We start from the raw sequence: 16,327 nt of genomic DNA, 5'->3' as shown, positions 1-16,327 counted from the left end.
ACTCGATGGTGCGAATGGGTCGGCTGGACGGTCGCGTCACGGGTTCGCCCGTGCCGAGGAACGTCCGGGCTCCACAGGGCAGGACGGTGGGTAACGCCCACCCGGAGCAATCCGCGAGACAGTGCCACAGAGAGCAGACCGCCTCGGCCCCTCGGGGTGCGGGGTAAGGGTGAAAGGGTGGTGTAAGAGACCACCGGGGTCGTGGTGACACGACCCGCGAGGTAAACCTCGTCCGGAGCAAGGCCAGACAGGGGATGACGACGCGGCTCGCCGAGTCCCCGGGTAGGCCGCTAGAGCGGCACGGCAACGTGTCGCCGAGAGAGATGACCGTCCACGGGGCTCACGCCCCCGGACAGAACCCGGCGTACAGGCCGGCCCATTCGCCTATCTCCCTCTGACCTGGGCTTTCCTGGTCGCGCGTGTCCGCGAGTCCGCGAGGAGTCCGCACGAGCGCCGAGAACGCTGTCGACAGCCTCCCGCGTGCGGTCGTCGGAGTCCGCCCAGATGTGCCCGTACGTGTCGAGCGTCTCCGTCGCGGACTTGTGGCCGAGGCGGCCCTGCACGGTCTTCACCGACTCGCCATACCGGATGAGCAGGCTCGCGTAGTGGTGCCGCAGCGCGTGCATCCCGGTGCCCGTCGCCTCGGTCAGCTCGGCGGCTTTCGCGGCCGGCCGCCAGAGGTGCCCGAAGCGCTGGCGGGTGAGCGGGCGCCCCTGGTACGTGAACAGCAGCTCGCCGTCGCCGAGCTCGTAGCGGGCGATGTGGTCGTTCAGCGCGGCGATGACGACGCGGGGGAGCGGGATCACCCGGTTCGAGGCTCGGGTCTTCGTCGGCCCGAACGCCGTCTCGCCGCCGCCGGACAACCCGTCCTCTTCCGGTTCGTGAGCTTCGCCGACGTGCGACCCCGCGAGCCGATCACGCTCTTCCGCTCATGCAATCCCGGGAGGGAGGATCGGATGAGCTGGACACCGAACCTGCCCCTGGCCTTGACCTACAGTCCCGGTGGGCGAGCTGGTGAGTATCAACCCGATGCGCACTTGTTCACGGTCGTCGCTCCACCCGATCGCATCCTCGCCATGTTCAATGACGAATGGGGGACAGATGTCCGCGGGCTGCCGATCGAAGTTCACGGGCCGGTCCGCAACCACAGCCCGCGCATTGTGCGTCTTGGAGACATGGTTGAGAAGTTCCCTCATCTTCAATATGCGCTTGACCACTACGGGCCGGACTACCCCCTCCGGATGCTGCCGGAGCACGCGCACGCCATCCCGGCCGACGACGAGATCACTAATGCCCACGCGCCCTAGCGAGCTGGGCAGCGACTGACGGACGCCGTGAGGCTGCAAGTCGTTCTGGCAGTTCCCGTAGCGTCGGCTGCGATCTCGCCACTGCCAGCAACCAGATAAGCTCCCCGACAGGCGCAGTGACCCGGGGGGTAAGACGGCTGTGATTCCGACTGTCGACTCGACGACGAGGCTGCTTCCCGCGACCGCGGACCGGAGTCCTTACCGTGCACAGATGGACGAGATCCGCGCCGTGTTCGTTGAATCCGCACCACACCGCGAGCGTCGTGCGCTGATCTTCGAGGCCCTAGATTTATACGCGCGTCTTATCTGGAGCTACTGGCCGCACGCGCGCCTTTGGATCAACGGCGGCTTCGTCACGCACAAGGAATCTGCACCTCACGACGTCGACGTTGTGTTTCTTGTGCCGTCATCCGATTTCTCGCGGGTGCTGTTGTCGGAAGGCGACTCGCTCGGTCTCATGACATTCCTCAACGTGAGTGCAGACCAACCGAACATCACGGCGCCGCGCGTGCAGCCCTTCGGGGGCCTCATCGATAGCTTCTTCTGTCCGTCAGACATCCCGATCGCCGTTGAAACTTGGCGAGATCGTTGGAGTATGGCCTCGACTGTCGATGGCTCCGGATATCGTTCGGACATAGAGAAGGGCTTCCTGGAGGTGACCCAGTGAGCGAACGCAGCCAGGCCGCAGAAGAACGGTTTCGTGCGGCTGTGAGGCAGCTCAACACCGGGTCCTATGCCGACTCCGTGGCCCTAGGTTCGCTGCTCGCATCCGTTCAGGGCGACGCAGCCTACGAGCTGGCGGCACGTGAGGAGCTCGCTCCGCGCGCCGGCGAGCTCGACCTGCATCTCAACGGCGAGAGCATCGTCAATCACACTGCGAATGCTGCCGCGTTCGGCGTTTTTGTGAAGCGCATTGCCGATGGCGTGAAGGTAATCGCTCGAGACGCTCTCGGTTTGCGGTCGATGCACTCGGACTTGATGGTTGAGCCCGGGCCGGGTTCGGTGCGCGTTCTGTTCAAGACGCCCGACCCGGTTCTCCCCGGATCACTCGACCACGACGACACAGCTGGTGTCTGGTCCGACCCCAATCGCCAATCTATGGCGCTCTTGAGGGTCTCTCAGATGCTTGCGCTCGCCGACCCGGACAGTGAGGGCGAGTCCACCATGGATGCTCTCGTATCTAGCATCCCTGCTGCGGCACGCGTACCTCTCCTCGAAGCAGTCACCTCGGTCACCCAGCAGGATTGGTCCCTCACAGGCGAGTTCCGGCAGCGCGGGCTCGGCATACAGCCAATCGCGCTTTCATCTGGCGGCGCGCGGCGCCTCCGATCCGCGCTGGGCGTGCGCGAGCGCGAAACCCGACCGCTCACTTTGACCGGCCGATTTGATGGACACCGCCGTGCGAGGAGCGTCTGTTGGTTCATTGATGAGGTGACGGGCCGGACGATCACTGCCGTGGTCCCCACGCCAGATCTCATGCATGCTGTCGCTGAGCTCTCTCGCGACGACAACCAACGTGTCCGCGCGATCTTCTCGGTGACAACCTCCATCGGCGCGGGTGGCCGCGAAACGGGGCGCAAGAGCTATCTCCTCGAAGACGTCACCGAGCTATCCCCATCGAGCACACCGCTGATCTGACATCGTCGCCACCGCCAGCGCCGCACGCCGAGCCCGTATCGACGCTTCACCGCCTTTCGCCTATTCGGGCGCTGGGCTACATCGCTGTTATCCCACGCATGTCGAGGGGATGGTGCACATGGTTATCCGACGGCACCGCGCGCGGCCCATCGACCTCCACTCGTAGTCTCTGAAGATGCCGCTAACTCCCGCCGACCTAGCGCTTCGCGTGCTCGGCATGTACCAAGAGGTCCACGCCACCATGGAACGTCTGATACGGGCCCGCACGTTGAGCCTCGAGCCGCAGTTCGGCATATGGCTCGAGAAGCGCCTCGGCCGGCTAACCGACGAGGACCGGATTCGCGCGTTCTTGGCGATCGCGACCGACGTAGGCCGAGGTGAGGCCGTCGTCAACGTGGCAGGCGTTATGGGTACTGCCAAAAAGACCCGCGACAGACTTGCACACGCCGCCTTCCTGCACGTTACAGAGGAGCAGGAGCTTCGCGGTGTCCATCGCCAGCGAGTGTTCGACGTGCCCCCGGCTGAGCTGGATTCAATGTCCTGGCGACTCCTGTGGGTGGTTGAACACGTGCTCCTCGTCGAGGAGATGGCAGGTGCCTCTCCGGCGTTGCCCTTCCAGTACGTCCGCCAGTCAATGACACACCTCGCAGCGGCACCGCCGGACTTACGACCCCCGCGCGGGCCGATCGCTGACCCGGTCAGGATCCCGCGTTTTCTAGTCAACGACAACATCATCGAAGAGATGCGAGACGTCGGCCGCATCCCACACGACTATGAACGACCGCAGAGCTAGTCCACCGACACCGGCACCGGATTTCGAGTCGTGGCAACACGGCGCCTCGACGATGACGAAAAGCGGATCGCCATTTCCTGCCATCGAAGGTACTCACGTAGCGCGTATCAATTCACCCACAAGCCGCCCGCCGTGAAAAAAAAAGGTGTGGTGCTTCGCCACACCCTCGCCCGCTAGAGAATCGAATGCACCGCGACTGCAACGCACGGAAGGGCGACAACGCGCAGGCCGAGATATGGCCGGCGACGTGAGCGGTCAGCCGCGAGTGTTCCGAGGATCGTTGCCCGGGTAGACGGTGTCCTTGTCCCGGATCTTCCCGTCCTGGCCCAGGATGACGAGCTCGCCACCACTGTGCTGCTGCAGCCAGGTACGCGCGGCCGAGACCGCGAGAGCCTGAGTCCGATGGGTGTCGCCGATCGTGGTGCCATTCACCTTGACCGCCCAGAACGTACCGACCGGGATGACGAATACCTGCTGCGCTGCCATAGCGCCTCCTTTGCTCGTTCACGACGGACCATACCGCGACGCCACCGCGACCGATCAACGCTCCTCGGCACGCCGCACACTCGACGCCCGCCCGATCGTCAGAAAATCCACGAACGTCCGACCGCTGCCCACCTCCCGCGCGGTCCTGGCGCCTCTCTCCGCGGGTGAATTCGACCTTGTGGGGGATTTCATCCGCCCACCGGATGAAATCCAGTGGTCAGCCCCACTCGGACGGTGTCAGCGCCGACCACTATCGTCGTGTTACCGGCGGCGGCGGCCGCTCGGGCCACAGAGGGGGAGAATTGCGATGGAGAGCTACATCTGGGGCGAAGCTAGCGTTACGTATCCCGACTGGAACGGCACGGTTCGGTTGGACCAACGTAAGACCGTCGCGCCACTCGCAGATCTGATCGGACTCGACGCCGACGCGTGGATGATCATCGGCTTCGATATCGGCGGAGGCGAGCAGGAGAACGGCCGGCACACGCTGAATGTCTATGCGGTGAGTCGAGATCTCATCACAGCCACCGCGGACGTTATGCCGCAAATCGCGGCCGACAACGGAGGCGAGATCCCCGTGACTCAGTTCCTGGTACATGACGTCGACCCGTACGAAATCCTCCGCACCATCACGCATCAGTTCGACCTGCGGCTGCGCTCGCGGGGATCACGAGACTTCCCCATCAGGGTGGTTGAACTCGGCGACGTCCCCCCGCAGGTCGACTGATTGCCGCATCGGTGGTCGAACCCAGTGACGCCGCATGGCGGCGATTCGGCCAACTCGCCGCTCAGGCGCTCGTACGACTCGCGGAGCGGGATGCGCTCGCGGAATCCGCAAGTGAGTCCGCGAAAAGTCCGCAGAACTCTCCGCCAACCGCTTTGGCTTCCAACAACGCACAAGGGGGGGGGAATAACCGTCTGACCAGGAGTTGCAACGGCTCGCCACGATAGACAATTAGCCGCCATATCGGCAATCTCAGAACCCGGCGTACAGGCCGGCCCATTCGCGCTCTCGATCATTCCACCCGCCGGCGAGACCCCGCGTGGTCGCCGGACGCGGGATCATGGGATGCATGACGGAGCGTCCGATCAGCATCCGTGCGCAGGCCGCACTGGCCGGGCTCGCCGTCATCCTCCATCGAGGAACACGTGACGACATCTACCGGTGGACGACGAAGTACTCGTGGAACGACAGCAAGCGAGACGTCGGGGTGCTCGTCGCGCTGACCGAACTTGCCGCACGGACGACGTGGTCCCCGGCTCCGGGTGCGATCGAAAACCAGTCCGCACGTCCCGGCACGGGGAGTTCCCTCGCCGCCCGGCTGGTCACCGCGCAGGCGGCGGGCGACGCCCCCGTCATCGATGAGCTCGCCCGGATCTGGGTAGAGAGCCCGCCACCCACGCGAGCCGACGTGCTGTACGAGCTCATCAGGGCTCTCTCCCGGTAGGAAGTGCGAGCGCGAGTCGCCGGGGGCGTGGATGCTACTTCACCGCGGGAAGCGCCTCCGGCACCGGCACAGCCAGCGACGCCGCGCCGATGATCCCCGCGTTGTTGCGGTGCTTCGCCGGGACGATCGGGGCGCGCAGCTTCAGCAGCGGCAAGAATTCCTCGGAGTGCTTCGACACCCCGCCGCCGACGACGATCAGGTCGGGGCTGAAGAGGAACTCGACGTAGTCGTAGTACCACTGCAGGCGCTTCGCCCACTTCTCCCACGACAACTCGTCGCGCTCCATGGCCGAGTAGGCCGCGTAGTTCTCGGCATCCTTCTTGTGCCCGGCGCGCTGCAGGTGACCCAGCTCGCTGTTCGGGATGAGGACACCGTCGTAGATCATCGCTGAGCCGATGCCCGTGCCGAGAGTCGTGAGGATCACGAGCCCGTCGACGCCCTTGGCGGCGCCGTAGCGCACCTCGGCGATGCCGGCGACGTCGGCGTCGTTGGCGAAGTGGATGTCGCGGGTCAGGCCGTCCTCGAAGAACTTCTCGGCCTCGAACCCGATCCACGACGAGGACACGTTCGCTGCCGACAGGGTCTTGCCGCCCTTCACGATGGCCGGGAAGGCCACACCGAGCGGAAGATCGGCCGGGGCTTCCAGCGTCTTCAGCACTTCCTTGACCGCCGCGAGCACGTCGGCGGGCTCCGCACCCTTAGGGGTGGAGACCTTCACTCGGTCGCTGATGAGCTCTCCGGCATCCAGGTCGACGATTCCCGCCTTGATCCCGGTTCCGCCGATGTCCACTCCGACCGCACGCGACGCATTCGTTGCCATGCCCTCCAGCCTATCCAGGCGCGGGGTCGGGATCAGTAGGATCGGGAGTGCACCCGGCCGCCCGTCCGCCGAAGAGCCAGACCACGCAAGGAGCCATCGTGAGCGACGAGAGTCACAAGTACTGGTACAACCTCGAGACCGGCCAGGTCGAGCAGGGGTATCTGTCGCCGGCGATCGACCGTGCGGGCCCCTTCGACACCGCGGAAGAAGCAGCGCGAGCACCGCAGCTCCTCAAGGAGCGCGCGCAGAAGTGGGCCGAAGACGAAGCGCGTGAGGCCGACTGGGGCGCCGGCTCCGAGTCCGAGCGCTGAGTCACCGGATCGAGACGAGGAGAACGATGGACAAGCAGCGCGATTTCGTCCTGCGCACGATCGAGGAACGCGGCGTCAAGTTCGTGCGCCTGTGGTTCACCGACGTGGTCGGCACCCTGAAGTCGGTGGCGATCGCCCCCGCCGAGGTGGAGGGCGCCTTCAGCGAGGGCCTGGGCTTCGACGGGTCGGCCATCGAGGGTCTGACGCGCTCGTACGAGTCCGACCTGCTGGCGCACCCCGACCCCACGACCTTTCAGATCCTGCCGTGGCGCGGCGAGATCGACCCCACGGCGCGCATGTTCTGCGACATCACCACGCCCGACGGTCAGCCCGCGGTCGCCGACCCCCGGCACGTGCTCAAGCGCACCCTGGCGAAGGCGGCCGACGCCGGGTTCACGTTCTACACCCACCCCGAGATCGAGTTCTACCTGCTCAAGTCGTCGCAGCTGGGTCCCGACGGGCGCCCCGAGCCCGTCGACTCCGCGGGGTACTTCGACAACGTCCCGGGAGGCACGGCGCACGACTTCCGGCGCCGGTCGGTCCGCATGCTCGAAGACCTCGGCATCTCGGTCGAGTTCAGCCACCACGAGGGCGGCCCCGGCCAGAACGAGATCGACCTGCGGTACGCCGACGCGCTCACCACGGCCGACAACATCATGACGTTCCGGACGGTCGTGAAAGAGGTCGCGATCGAGCAGGGCGTGTACGCCACGTTCATGCCGAAGCCGCTCAGCGGTCAGCCCGGCAGCGGCATGCACACCCACATGTCGCTCTTCGAGGGCGACATGAACGCCTTCTACGAAGAGGGTGGCCAGTATCAGCTGTCGAAGGTCGGCCGTCAGTTCATCGCCGGTCTCCTGCGTCACGCCAACGAGATCTCGGCCGTCACCAACCAGTTCGTCAACTCGTACAAGCGCCTCTGGGGCGGCGACGAGGCACCGAGCTTCATCTGCTGGGGCCACAACAACCGCTCCGCGCTCGTGCGCGTTCCGCTGTACAAGCCGAACAAGGGGCAGTCCACGCGCGTGGAGTACCGCGCGCTCGACTCGGCGGCCAACCCCTACCTCTCGTACGCCCTCATGCTCGCCGCGGGCCTCAAGGGCATCGAGGAAGGGTACGAGCTTCCGGCCGAGGCCGAGGACAACGTCTGGTCGCTCACCGACGCCGAGCGCCGGGCCCTCGGCTACGCGCCGCTCCCGGCGAGCCTCGATCACGCGCTGGAGTACCTCGAGGAGTCCGAGCTCGTCGCCGAGACGCTGGGGGAGCAGGTCTTCAAGTACGTCCTGCTGAACAAGCGTCGCGAGTGGCAGCAGTACCGCGCGCAGGTCACCCCCTTCGAGCTGCAGAGCAACCTCGAGGCGCTCTGACCCCGCCGTGGTGACCTCGGGCGATCGATCGACGGCGCTCACCGCCCTGGCGCGCATCGGCTTCTCGCACCTCGCAGAAGCCGATGCCGCCCTCGGCGAACTTGAGCAGCTCACCGGCGCCGGACGAGCGGATGCCATGGCCCTCGCGCAGCGCGTGGCAGACCCCGACCGCGCGCTCTCGGCGCTCGTACAGATCGCGCGCCGCGATGCCGCCGCGGTCCGCGCGGCCGCCACGGACGCGGGCACCTGGCGCGCGCTGTGGGACATCGTCGGCGCTTCCGACGGTTTCGCCGAGTTCTACCTTCGACATCCCGATGAGATCGTGCACCTCGCCGGCGCGGGCCTGACCGTGCCGGACGAGCAGAGCATGCGCGCCGAGCTGCTGGCATCCGTCGGCGATGACGACGGCTTCGCATCCGACGCCTCGGATGCCACGTGGGTCGCGCTGCGCGTGCGCTACCGGCGTCTCCTGGCGCGTATCGCGGCGTACGACCTCGGTCAGGACGATCCCGCCGGGGCGATCGATGTCGTCTCCGCCGCGCTGGCAGACCTCGCGGGTGCCGCGCTCGAAGCGTCGCTGAGCGTGGCTCGCGCGCGGGTCGCCGGTTCCGGCCCGGGTGCGTTCCCGCGCGAGCAGGTGGCGGCGACCCGATTCGCCATCATCGCGATGGGTAAGACCGGCGCTCGAGAGCTGAACTACGTCAGCGACGTCGACGTGATCTTCGTCGGCGGCACGGCCGACGAAGACGTGGTGTCGGAGGCGCGGGCGATCGACATCAGCACCCGTCTCGCCGTGCAGACGATGCGCGGGATCTCGGGCCCCGAGATCGAACCGCCCCTGTGGGAGGTCGACCCCAACCTGCGCCCCGAGGGCAAGCAGGGGGCCCTCGTGCGCAGCCTCGGCGCGCACCAGCAGTACTACGACCGCTGGGCGAAGAGCTGGGAGTTCCAGGCGCTCCTGAAGGCTCGAGCGATCGCGGGCGATCCCGCTCTCGGCGCCGAGTACATCGCCGCCGTTCAGCCGCTGGTGTGGCTCAGCGCGGCGCGCGAGAACTTCGTCGAGGGCGTGCAGCGCATGCGCGAGCGCGTCACCGAGCACATCCCCGCGGCGGAGGTCAATCGTCAGGTCAAGCTCGGCCCCGGCGGCATCCGCGATGTCGAATTCACCGTCCAGCTGTTGCAGCTCGTGCATGGACTCAGCGATGAACGCATCCGCCAGCGCGGCACGCTCGACGCGCTCGACGCCCTCGTGGCCGAGGGCTACATCGGTCGCAGTGAAGCCGAGGCGTTCGGCCGCGATTACCGACGGCTGCGCCTCATCGAGCACCGGCTGCAGCTGCGTGGTCTGCGGCGCACGGCTCTGCTCCCCGAGAAGGAGGACGACCTGCGCGTGCTGGCGCGCGCGACGGGGTTGGCCGACTCCGCCTCCGGGGTGCAGGCCGCGTGGGAGAGCATCAAGCGCGAGGTCCGTGACATCCACGTCCGGTTGTTCTACCGCCCGCTGCTGTCGGCCGTCGCCGCGCTGCCCGAGGGCGAACGGAGCCTCTCGACGGAACAGGCGCGCGACCGTCTCGCGGCCATCGGCTTCCGCGACGCCGCCGGCGCGCTCCGCCACATCGCGGCGCTCACGAGCGGCCTGAGCCGCAAAGCGACCATCCAACGCCACCTCATGCCCGTGATGATCCGGTGGTTCGCGGACGGCGTCGACCCCGACTATGGGCTTCTCGTGTTCCGGCGGATCAGCGAGCGACTCGGCAACACCCCGTGGTTCCTGCGCATGCTGCGCGACTCCGCCGGCGCCGCCGAGAGTCTCACCCGCGTACTCTCCGGTTCTCGTTACATCGGCGAGCTGATGGAGTGGATCCCCGAGTCCGTCGCGTGGCTCGACGACGACGCCCTGCTTCGCCCCCGCTCCGGCGCGGCCCTGCAGGAGGAGGCGCGGGCGATCCAGACCCGCTGGGACGACATCGACGGCGCCATGCGTTCGGTGCGGGCGCTCCGGCGCCGCGAGATGCTCCGCGTCGCCATGGCCGCGGTGCTCGAGGTCGTGTCGCTCGAGGAGTTGTCCGACGCGCTCACCACCATCACCGAGGTCACGATCCAGGCGACGCTCCGCGCGGTCCGGCGGGAGGTCGTCCCACCCGAGGACGACGCGCTGGATTTCTCGGTCATCGCGATGGGTCGCTTCGGCGGCCGCGAGATCGGCTTCGGTTCGGATGCCGACGTGATGTACGTCTACCGCGCGAACGGCATCGACCCGCAGCGGGCGAGCCAGCTCGCGCTCAAGCTCGTCGCGGGCCTCCGGGAACAGTCCGAAGACCACCGGCTGCCTCTCGATCTCGACGCGGAGCTGCGGCCGGAGGGGCGCAGCGGCCCGCTCGCGCGTTCCCTCGACGCCTACGCGGAGTACTACCGTCGCTGGTCGCTGTCGTGGGAGGCGCAGGCTCTGCTGCGCGCGCGAGGGGTGGCCGGCAGCGTCAAGCTCATCAACGACTTCATCGCTCTCGCCGACGACGTGCGTTACCCGGTCGACGCCGACCCCAACGGTCTGCGGGAGATCCGGCGGATCAAGGCCCGCGTCGAGAACGAACGGCTTCCCCAAGGTGCCGATCCCGCTCGACACCTCAAGCTCGGTCCGGGCTCCATCAGCGATGTCGAGTGGCTCGTGCAGATCCTGCAGCTGCAGCACGCCCGCGCCGTCCCGGCCCTGCGGACGACCTCGACTCTCGGCGCGCTGCGAGCTGCGACGGATGCCGGGCTCATCGCCGCGGACGCGGCCGAGAAGCTCGCGGCATCCTGGCATCTGGCGAGCCGGCTTCGGTCGGCGAACACGCTGCTGTCGGGACAGACGAGCGATGTGTTGCCGGGCGACCGGGCTCGGCTCGACGGTATCGGCCGCATCCTCGAGTACCCGCCGCACTCCGCGACGCAGGTCGAAGAGGACTACCTCGGCGCCACCCGACGTGCCCGGCGCGTGTTCGAGAAGCTCTTCTACGGGTGATCCGGCTCAGGATGCCATGAGTCGCTCGCGCACCTCGCGACGCAGCACCTTCCCGATGAGCGAGCGCGGGAGGTCGTCCACGACGACCACGCGACGCGGGACCTTGTAGGACGCCAAGCGCGTCTTGCAGAAGTCGCGCACCGCTTCGGGTTCGAGTTCGACGCCGTCGCGCACGACGATCGCCGCCGCGACGTCTTCTCCTCCGCGAGGCTTCGGGAGGGCGACCACGGCGGCGCCCTCGATGTCGGGGTGCGACACCAGCACGTCTTCGACCTCGCTCGGCGACACGTTGAAGCCGCCGGTGATGATGATCTCTTTCAGCCGATCGACGATCGTGACGAAACCGTCGGCCGAGACCGAGGCGATGTCACCGGTGCGCAGCCAGCCCCCGTCGAGCAGCGTCGCGGCGGTGTCGGCCGGCCGATTCCAGTAGCCCTCGAACACCTGCGGGCCGCGCAGCAGCAGTTCGCCCGTCTCGCCCAGCGGCAGGTCTTTCTCAGGGTCGTCGGGGTCGACCACCCGGATGTCGGTGCTCGGGAACGGCACCCCCACCGTTCCCGGCCGCCGCGACGGCCCGATGGGGTTGCCGAGCGCCACGGGGGAGGACTCCGTCATGCCGTAGCCCTCGACGAGGAGACCGCCGGTCGCCGCTTCCCAGCGGTCGACGGTGGCGACGGGCAGGCTCATCGCACCGGAGATCGCGAACCGCACGGTCGACAGATCGAGCGTGCCGCGCGAAGCCGCGCGAGCGAGCTGGTCGTAGATCGGCGGGACGGCGGGGAGGAACGTCGGCGGACTCTTCTTGACCGCGGATGCCACCAGGTCGAGGTCGTACTTCGGGAACAGCACGAGCTTCGCGCCGATGCTCATCGCGAACGTCAGGCACAGGGTGAGGCCGTACGCGTGGAAGAGGGGGAGAACGCCGTAGAACGTCTCTTCGCCGTCGTGGAGCCCCGGCACCCACGCGCGCCCCTGCATCGCGTTGGCGCGGAGGTTGGCGTGAGTCAGGATCGCGCCCTTCGGGCTGCCGGTCGTACCGCTGGTGTACTGGAGGAGCGCGATGTCATCGAGCAGCGGACCCTCGTGCTTGCGAGAGAGCTTGCCGTGCGTGAGCAGCTTCTCCCACGCCGTGGGACGCTTCGAGGTCGGCGCGGCGGTCAGCTGAGCGCGCGACTCCCGAGCCTTTCTCACCGGCAGCTTCAGCGCGAGACGCATGCCGAACGGCATGGCGCGCGTGATGTCGACGGCGATGATGTGTTCGAGCGCGAGGTCGGACGGGAAGTCGGCGACCAGATCGGCGACCTTGTCCCACACGATGGCGAAGCGCGCGCCGTGGTCCTCGAACTGGTGACGCAACTCGCGGGCCGTGTAGAGCGGGTTGTGCTCGATGACGATCGCCCCGAGCCGGAGCGCGGCGTAGAACGCGACGACGTGCTGCGGACAGTTCGGCAGCACCAGCGCGACACGGTCGCCCGCCTTCACACCGAGACGCCGCAGGCCCTCGGCCGCGCGCGAGATCTCGTCGCCCAGCTCGCGGTAGGTGGTCTGCGCGCCGAAGAACTCCAGCGCGACGCTTTTGCCGTACCGGTGGACGGAGTCGGCGATCATCTCGGGCAGCGTCTGCGACGGCTCGTCGATGTCGTGCGGCACGCCCTCGGCGTACGAGCTCAACCACGGACGCGACGCGTAGGGGGAGGTCATGGCATCCATCTTTCCGTGCCCCACGGACACGGGAGGGTCACGACGCCTGTGCGGATGCCGGGAGCTTGCGCTTCCCCACGGCTCGGGACCGGCCTACCCTGCTGGCATGTGCCGCAACATCGTCCCGCTCCACAACTTCGAGCCGCCCGCGTCGGACGACGAGTGCCACGACGCCGCGCTGCAGTTCGTACGCAAGATCGCCGGCACGACGAAGCCGTCGCGAGCGAACCGTGAGGTGTTCGACCGAGCGGTCGATGAGATCGCCGCGGCCACTCGCCGTCTGCTCGACGACCTCGTCACCTCCGCACCCCCGAAGACGCGCGAGGTCGAGGCCGCCAAACGCCAGGCCCGCTCGGCCGAACGCTACGAGGCGATCCGGGTGTTCCAGGAGCAGAAGCGCGCAGCGCGATCGGCATCCTGACCCCGCTCACCCCTCCTCGAAGCGTTCGAACAGGGGAGTGGCATCCGGGCTCTCCAGATCCGGGATGCCATCGTCGTTCGGCACCGCGGTGAGCGGGCCGCGCAGCTCCTCGAGAAGCGCGGCGGCATCGCCCGGTTCGCACGTGGAGGTCGCGCGGAGTTCCAGCACGTCGACCGTGCCCTCGGCAGGATCCGCCGGGATGAAGTCGACGTCCAGACGCGACACCTTCGCTTCGGGCTTTCCCGCGACGATCACGATGTTGTCGATGCCCTCCCCGTAGGTGGGTGCCGGCTCGACCTGCCACCCGTTCTCCGACATCCAGGTACTGAGCTGTTCCATCCTCTGCGGCCCCTGGCCATCGAACGAGAAGCCCTCGGGAAGCTTGCGTCGCAGGAAGAACTCGAAGCCGCCGTCGCACTGATCGGGAACGTCGCCATACTCTCCGACACGCCAGTCCCCGTCGAAGATCTGCTTCTGCACATCGGCGACGGCCGTCTTGTATTCGAGGTTCACCGCCTTCGCATCGTCGAAGCCCACCGTGCTGCTAGGCATCGCGCTCGGCATCTCATTCGGGGACATCTGCGGACCTCCACATCCGGTCAGAACGGTCGCGGTGACCACGACGCTCGCGACGAGTACGGGGAGTGTTCCCCATCTGAGTTGGGTCATCGGCTCGCTCCTGTCGTATCGAGTGCCTCGCGCAAGCCAACCACGAAGTGCTTGAACGACTCGGCAGACGGGTCGAGGTACCCCGTCTGTGGGGTGGGCTCGTAGAGCGGGATGGGCGACCCGTCCCAGCCCACGCCCCACCCGACGAACTCGTCCTTCGTGCTGTTGTGGGCATCGTGGCTGTCGGTCGATTCGCCGTACTCGCCCCGAAGCGATCCGTAGTCGGCGACGACACCGCCGTTCGACCCGAACGCCTGAACCCCCGGCACGTCCCGTGGGTCCTCCGCGTGCAGGCTGCCGAGCCAGTCCTTGCGTCCCCACGCGGCGATGCTGTCGTCGTCGGCGTGCGTGGCCGACACTGTCGTCTCGCCCGAGCGGATCTGCTCCGCGAGCTCGTGGCCCGTCTGCGCGGTGATCCCCGCCGAGCCGAAGAACCAGACATGCGACACCAGTCCGGGATTGTCGGCGACGGCCTGGCCGGTCATGGTCGTGCCGAGCGAATGCGCGCCCGTGTTGAGCTGCGCGCCGGGGTTTGCCACGTGCAGGCCTCGGAGCGTCTGGGACAGACGCGCCGCTCCTGCATCTGGCCGATCGATCCCGCCGACGCTGAGGGCGCCGCCAGAATCCCAGTCCATGACCAGCACGACAGCCGTAGTGCTGCTCTGGGAGGTTCGTTCCAGCTCATTGGTAAGCGCCGACTGCAGGTCCGCACCGCCGCGTGCCCACTCCTGCAGCGAACCGAGATCCGTCCGGATGCCATGCGTCAGGGTCGTCACCTGATCGGCGGTCTCGACGTCCCCGAACGCGATGTTGGCGCGCGGAGACCCCTCGGTATCGATGAAGAAGCTCAACAACGTCGGCAGGGAACCGTCGTCCGAACGCTTCTCCACGACCGAACGCAATCGGTCGAGCTTGCTGCGGGTCTCGTCGTCGAGGTCGTCGCGCGCCAGGACGTCGGCGAGACCCGCGCGGTTGAAGATGCCCCGCTGAGCGGCGGGGATGCCGTTGAGGTTCCCGACGACGAGCGGAGCTAAGGCGAGCAGCTGCCCGAGCGGACCGCCATTCCATTCGCCGTTCGGTGCCGCCGCGGAGGCGGCCGCAAGATCGGTGAACAAGTCGCCGGCGCGCTCCGGTTCGACGAAGGCGACGGATTGCACGAAGTCCGGGTGGGCGTCGAGCCACCGCTGCACGTCGTGGGTGTCTGCCGTGGAGAGCCAGTCGATGCGGCGTTCGGCAGCGCGCCCGAGGTCGTACGTCAACTGCTCTGAGAGCGATCGACTCACCGATGCGGCGGACGGTGCGCCCGGGTACGCGGACTCCGAGAACCCCCAGAACAGCTGTGCGACCCGCACGGGCTCACCGCCGGCACCGAGCACCTCGGTCCCGCCCGACACGTTGCGCAGGCGCGATGCGAGCCGATCCTCGGCATCCTCCACGTCCCGGCGGAAGCGGTCGATATCGGAGCGAAGGGTGTCGAGTGCGCTCTCGGCGGAGTTCAGTGTCGTGGACGCGTTCAAGCGGGCGAGCGACGCGTCCGCGGCAACCGAGGCATCCACGTCGGATCCCCGCGTCGAACGATACGTCGCGTTTGCGAGAGCCGAGGCCTCCGCCGCGGAATCGTAGGCGGCGACAACGGACGGGATGCGAGATGCCAACTCCTCACGGCGCTGTTTCAGACTGGGGAACTCCGATGACCCGGCATCCCACAGCGCGTTGCGCGCCTCGACGAGCGCCTCGGAGAAGCCCCGCGCATCGGAGACAGGGCGGTCGAGCATGCGCGGCACCGCTTCCGCACCCGTGACATGGAAGACCTCGGTGTCGCCCAGGACACTCCACCGCTGTTGCACATCGGCCATCGACGTTTGCGTCGCGTTCGCAACGGAGACGATCCGGTCGCCGAGACCCGTGAGCACGGCGGGGTCGACCAGCTGGGGCAGATCATCGACGCTCGGAGTGCTCATCAGTACCCCTGCCCGTAGGACACGGAGGAATCGATGCCCCACTCGTCCATGGCCCGCGACTCCGCCTCCGCCGTCGTGACCGACATGTCGACATCGCCGGTGACGACGGCCGTGGTCGCCTCGCTCACCGACGACGCGGCAGCGGCAACGATGTGCGCCAGTTTCCCGGGCACGTACCGCCGTTCATCGAGCAGGTCGCTCCACGCACTCGCGAGAGTGCGGCGCCCGTCGACGACGAGGCTCTGCCCCTCCACCACCAGGGAGTCCATGTCGTCGATCGCTTGGGAAATGCCCGCGCCCGCATCGTCCACCCCCGCCAGTACCCCGATCACACGATCCGGATCGACTCGGTAGTCGCTCACGATGGCCCCCTTCATCGTCACGACCACTCTGCCGCACGGGCC

At 67.5% G+C, this 16,327-nt stretch carries 15 protein-coding genes, 1 other RNA gene and 1 pseudogene; 10 read left to right on the top strand and 7 right to left on the bottom strand.

Features of this window, described 5'->3' with window-relative positions; genetic code table 11:
• Window positions 1-15: 15 nt before the first annotated feature.
• Window positions 16-383, top strand: an RNA gene (gene rnpB / locus P5G46_RS01265) — RNase P RNA component class A.
• A gap of 183 nt (window positions 384-566) precedes the next feature.
• Here rnpB and P5G46_RS01260 read toward each other — a convergent pair.
• A pseudogene (locus P5G46_RS01260) lies at window positions 567-806 on the bottom strand (tyrosine-type recombinase/integrase); the annotation flags it as partial.
• 640 nt (window positions 807-1,446) lie between these two features.
• On the opposite strand from P5G46_RS01260, the gene P5G46_RS01255 reads away from it, so the two are divergent.
• The 3 genes from P5G46_RS01255 (at window position 1,447) to P5G46_RS01245 (ending at window position 3,738) form a co-directional block, all read left to right on the top strand.
• The gene (locus P5G46_RS01255; protein WP_408904799.1) at window positions 1,447-1,974 is read left to right on the top strand and encodes a DUF6932 family protein; all 528 of its coding nucleotides are present in this window, start codon (window positions 1,447-1,449) and stop codon (window positions 1,972-1,974) included.
• A complete protein-coding gene (locus P5G46_RS01250; protein ID WP_408904798.1) occupies window positions 1,971-2,945 on the top strand; it encodes a hypothetical protein in 975 nt (324 codons plus the stop codon). Before P5G46_RS01255 ends, P5G46_RS01250 begins: the two co-directional genes overlap by 4 nt.
• 175 nt (window positions 2,946-3,120) lie before the next feature.
• Window positions 3,121-3,738, top strand: coding sequence for a hypothetical protein (locus tag P5G46_RS01245; protein ID WP_408904797.1), 618 nt, complete (start codon window positions 3,121-3,123; stop codon window positions 3,736-3,738).
• A gap of 255 nt (window positions 3,739-3,993) precedes the next feature.
• Here the strand turns inward: P5G46_RS01245 and P5G46_RS01240 are convergent, their stop codons facing one another.
• The gene (locus P5G46_RS01240) at window positions 3,994-4,224 is read right to left on the bottom strand and encodes a DUF2188 domain-containing protein (protein ID WP_408904796.1); all 231 of its coding nucleotides are present in this window, start codon (window positions 4,222-4,224) and stop codon (window positions 3,994-3,996) included.
• Window positions 4,225-4,531: 307 nt separating this feature from the next.
• On the opposite strand from P5G46_RS01240, the gene P5G46_RS01235 reads away from it, so the two are divergent.
• On the top strand, window positions 4,532-4,951 hold the full coding sequence (locus P5G46_RS01235) for a hypothetical protein (RefSeq protein WP_408904795.1): 420 nt from the start codon (window positions 4,532-4,534) through the stop codon (window positions 4,949-4,951).
• Between the two features lie 346 nt (window positions 4,952-5,297).
• On the top strand, window positions 5,298-5,672 hold the full coding sequence (locus tag P5G46_RS01230) for a hypothetical protein (protein ID WP_408904794.1): 375 nt from the start codon (window positions 5,298-5,300) through the stop codon (window positions 5,670-5,672).
• Window positions 5,673-5,706: 34 nt separating this feature from the next.
• On the opposite strand, the gene ppgK is transcribed toward P5G46_RS01230, so the two are convergent.
• Window positions 5,707-6,492, bottom strand: coding sequence for a polyphosphate--glucose phosphotransferase (gene ppgK / locus P5G46_RS01225; protein WP_408904793.1), 786 nt, complete (start codon window positions 6,490-6,492; stop codon window positions 5,707-5,709).
• A 98-nt stretch (window positions 6,493-6,590) separates the two neighbouring features.
• On the opposite strand from ppgK, the gene P5G46_RS01220 reads away from it, so the two are divergent.
• Genes P5G46_RS01220 through P5G46_RS01210 form a run of 3 tightly spaced genes read left to right on the top strand, consistent with a single transcriptional unit; the run spans window position 6,591 to window position 11,171 of the window.
• On the top strand, window positions 6,591-6,803 hold the full coding sequence (locus P5G46_RS01220) for an SPOR domain-containing protein (RefSeq protein WP_239275303.1): 213 nt from the start codon (window positions 6,591-6,593) through the stop codon (window positions 6,801-6,803).
• Between the two features lie 26 nt (window positions 6,804-6,829).
• Window positions 6,830-8,170, top strand: a complete 1,341-nt coding sequence (glnA, locus tag P5G46_RS01215) for a type I glutamate--ammonia ligase (protein ID WP_239275301.1) — start codon at window positions 6,830-6,832, stop codon at window positions 8,168-8,170.
• 10 nt (window positions 8,171-8,180) lie between these two features.
• A complete protein-coding gene (locus tag P5G46_RS01210; protein ID WP_408905262.1) occupies window positions 8,181-11,171 on the top strand; it encodes a bifunctional [glutamine synthetase] adenylyltransferase/[glutamine synthetase]-adenylyl-L-tyrosine phosphorylase in 2,991 nt (996 codons plus the stop codon).
• A 6-nt stretch (window positions 11,172-11,177) separates the two neighbouring features.
• Here P5G46_RS01210 and P5G46_RS01205 read toward each other — a convergent pair whose 3' ends face one another.
• Window positions 11,178-12,872: a long-chain-fatty-acid--CoA ligase gene (locus P5G46_RS01205; protein WP_239275297.1), complete on the bottom strand. Its 1,695-nt coding sequence runs from the start codon at window positions 12,870-12,872 to the stop codon at window positions 11,178-11,180.
• 106 nt (window positions 12,873-12,978) lie between these two features.
• On the opposite strand from P5G46_RS01205, the gene P5G46_RS01200 reads away from it, so the two are divergent.
• A complete protein-coding gene (locus P5G46_RS01200; RefSeq protein WP_239275295.1) occupies window positions 12,979-13,293 on the top strand; it encodes a DUF2277 domain-containing protein in 315 nt (104 codons plus the stop codon).
• A gap of 6 nt (window positions 13,294-13,299) precedes the next feature.
• Here the strand turns inward: P5G46_RS01200 and P5G46_RS01195 are convergent, their stop codons facing one another.
• The 3 genes from P5G46_RS01195 to P5G46_RS01185 all read right to left on the bottom strand — a co-directional run bounded on the left by P5G46_RS01195 (window position 13,300) and on the right by P5G46_RS01185 (window position 16,285).
• Complete coding sequence (locus P5G46_RS01195) at window positions 13,300-13,845, bottom strand: hypothetical protein (RefSeq protein WP_375095600.1); 546 nt, start codon at window positions 13,843-13,845, stop codon at window positions 13,300-13,302.
• 113 nt (window positions 13,846-13,958) lie between these two features.
• Window positions 13,959-15,923 (bottom strand): alpha/beta hydrolase, encoded by a 1,965-nt coding sequence (locus tag P5G46_RS01190; protein ID WP_408904792.1) that lies wholly within the window; start codon window positions 15,921-15,923, stop codon window positions 13,959-13,961.
• Window positions 15,923-16,285, bottom strand: a complete 363-nt coding sequence (locus tag P5G46_RS01185) for a DUF6507 family protein (RefSeq protein ID WP_408904791.1) — start codon at window positions 16,283-16,285, stop codon at window positions 15,923-15,925. Before P5G46_RS01185 ends, P5G46_RS01190 begins: the two co-directional genes overlap by 1 nt.
• Window positions 16,286-16,327 lie beyond the last annotated feature (42 nt).

It is taken from the genome of Microbacterium mcarthurae, from assembly GCF_046064585.1.
GTDB lineage: Bacteria > Actinomycetota > Actinomycetes > Actinomycetales > Microbacteriaceae > Microbacterium > Microbacterium mcarthurae.
This window is presented reverse-complemented; position numbering and strand designations above follow the sequence as displayed.

Excerpts from the sequence above, each read along its gene's own strand:
- P5G46_RS01235 (WP_408904795.1), top strand. The coding sequence starts at position 4,532 with ATGGAGAGCTACATCTGGGGCGAAGCTAGCGTTACGTATCCCGACTGG.
- P5G46_RS01195 (WP_375095600.1), bottom strand. The coding sequence starts at position 13,845 with ATGCCTAGCAGCACGGTGGGCTTCGACGATGCGAAGGCGGTGAACCTC.
- P5G46_RS01245 (WP_408904797.1), top strand. The coding sequence starts at position 3,121 with ATGCCGCTAACTCCCGCCGACCTAGCGCTTCGCGTGCTCGGCATGTAC.
- P5G46_RS01205 (WP_239275297.1), bottom strand. The coding sequence starts at position 12,872 with ATGACCTCCCCCTACGCGTCGCGTCCGTGGTTGAGCTCGTACGCCGAG.
- glnA (WP_239275301.1), top strand. The coding sequence starts at position 6,830 with ATGGACAAGCAGCGCGATTTCGTCCTGCGCACGATCGAGGAACGCGGC.
- P5G46_RS01240 (WP_408904796.1), bottom strand. The coding sequence starts at position 4,224 with ATGGCAGCGCAGCAGGTATTCGTCATCCCGGTCGGTACGTTCTGGGCG.
- ppgK (WP_408904793.1), bottom strand. The coding sequence starts at position 6,492 with ATGGCAACGAATGCGTCGCGTGCGGTCGGAGTGGACATCGGCGGAACC.
- P5G46_RS01190 (WP_408904792.1), bottom strand. The coding sequence starts at position 15,923 with ATGAGCACTCCGAGCGTCGATGATCTGCCCCAGCTGGTCGACCCCGCC.
- P5G46_RS01200 (WP_239275295.1), top strand. The coding sequence starts at position 12,979 with ATGTGCCGCAACATCGTCCCGCTCCACAACTTCGAGCCGCCCGCGTCG.
- P5G46_RS01230 (WP_408904794.1), top strand. The coding sequence starts at position 5,298 with ATGACGGAGCGTCCGATCAGCATCCGTGCGCAGGCCGCACTGGCCGGG.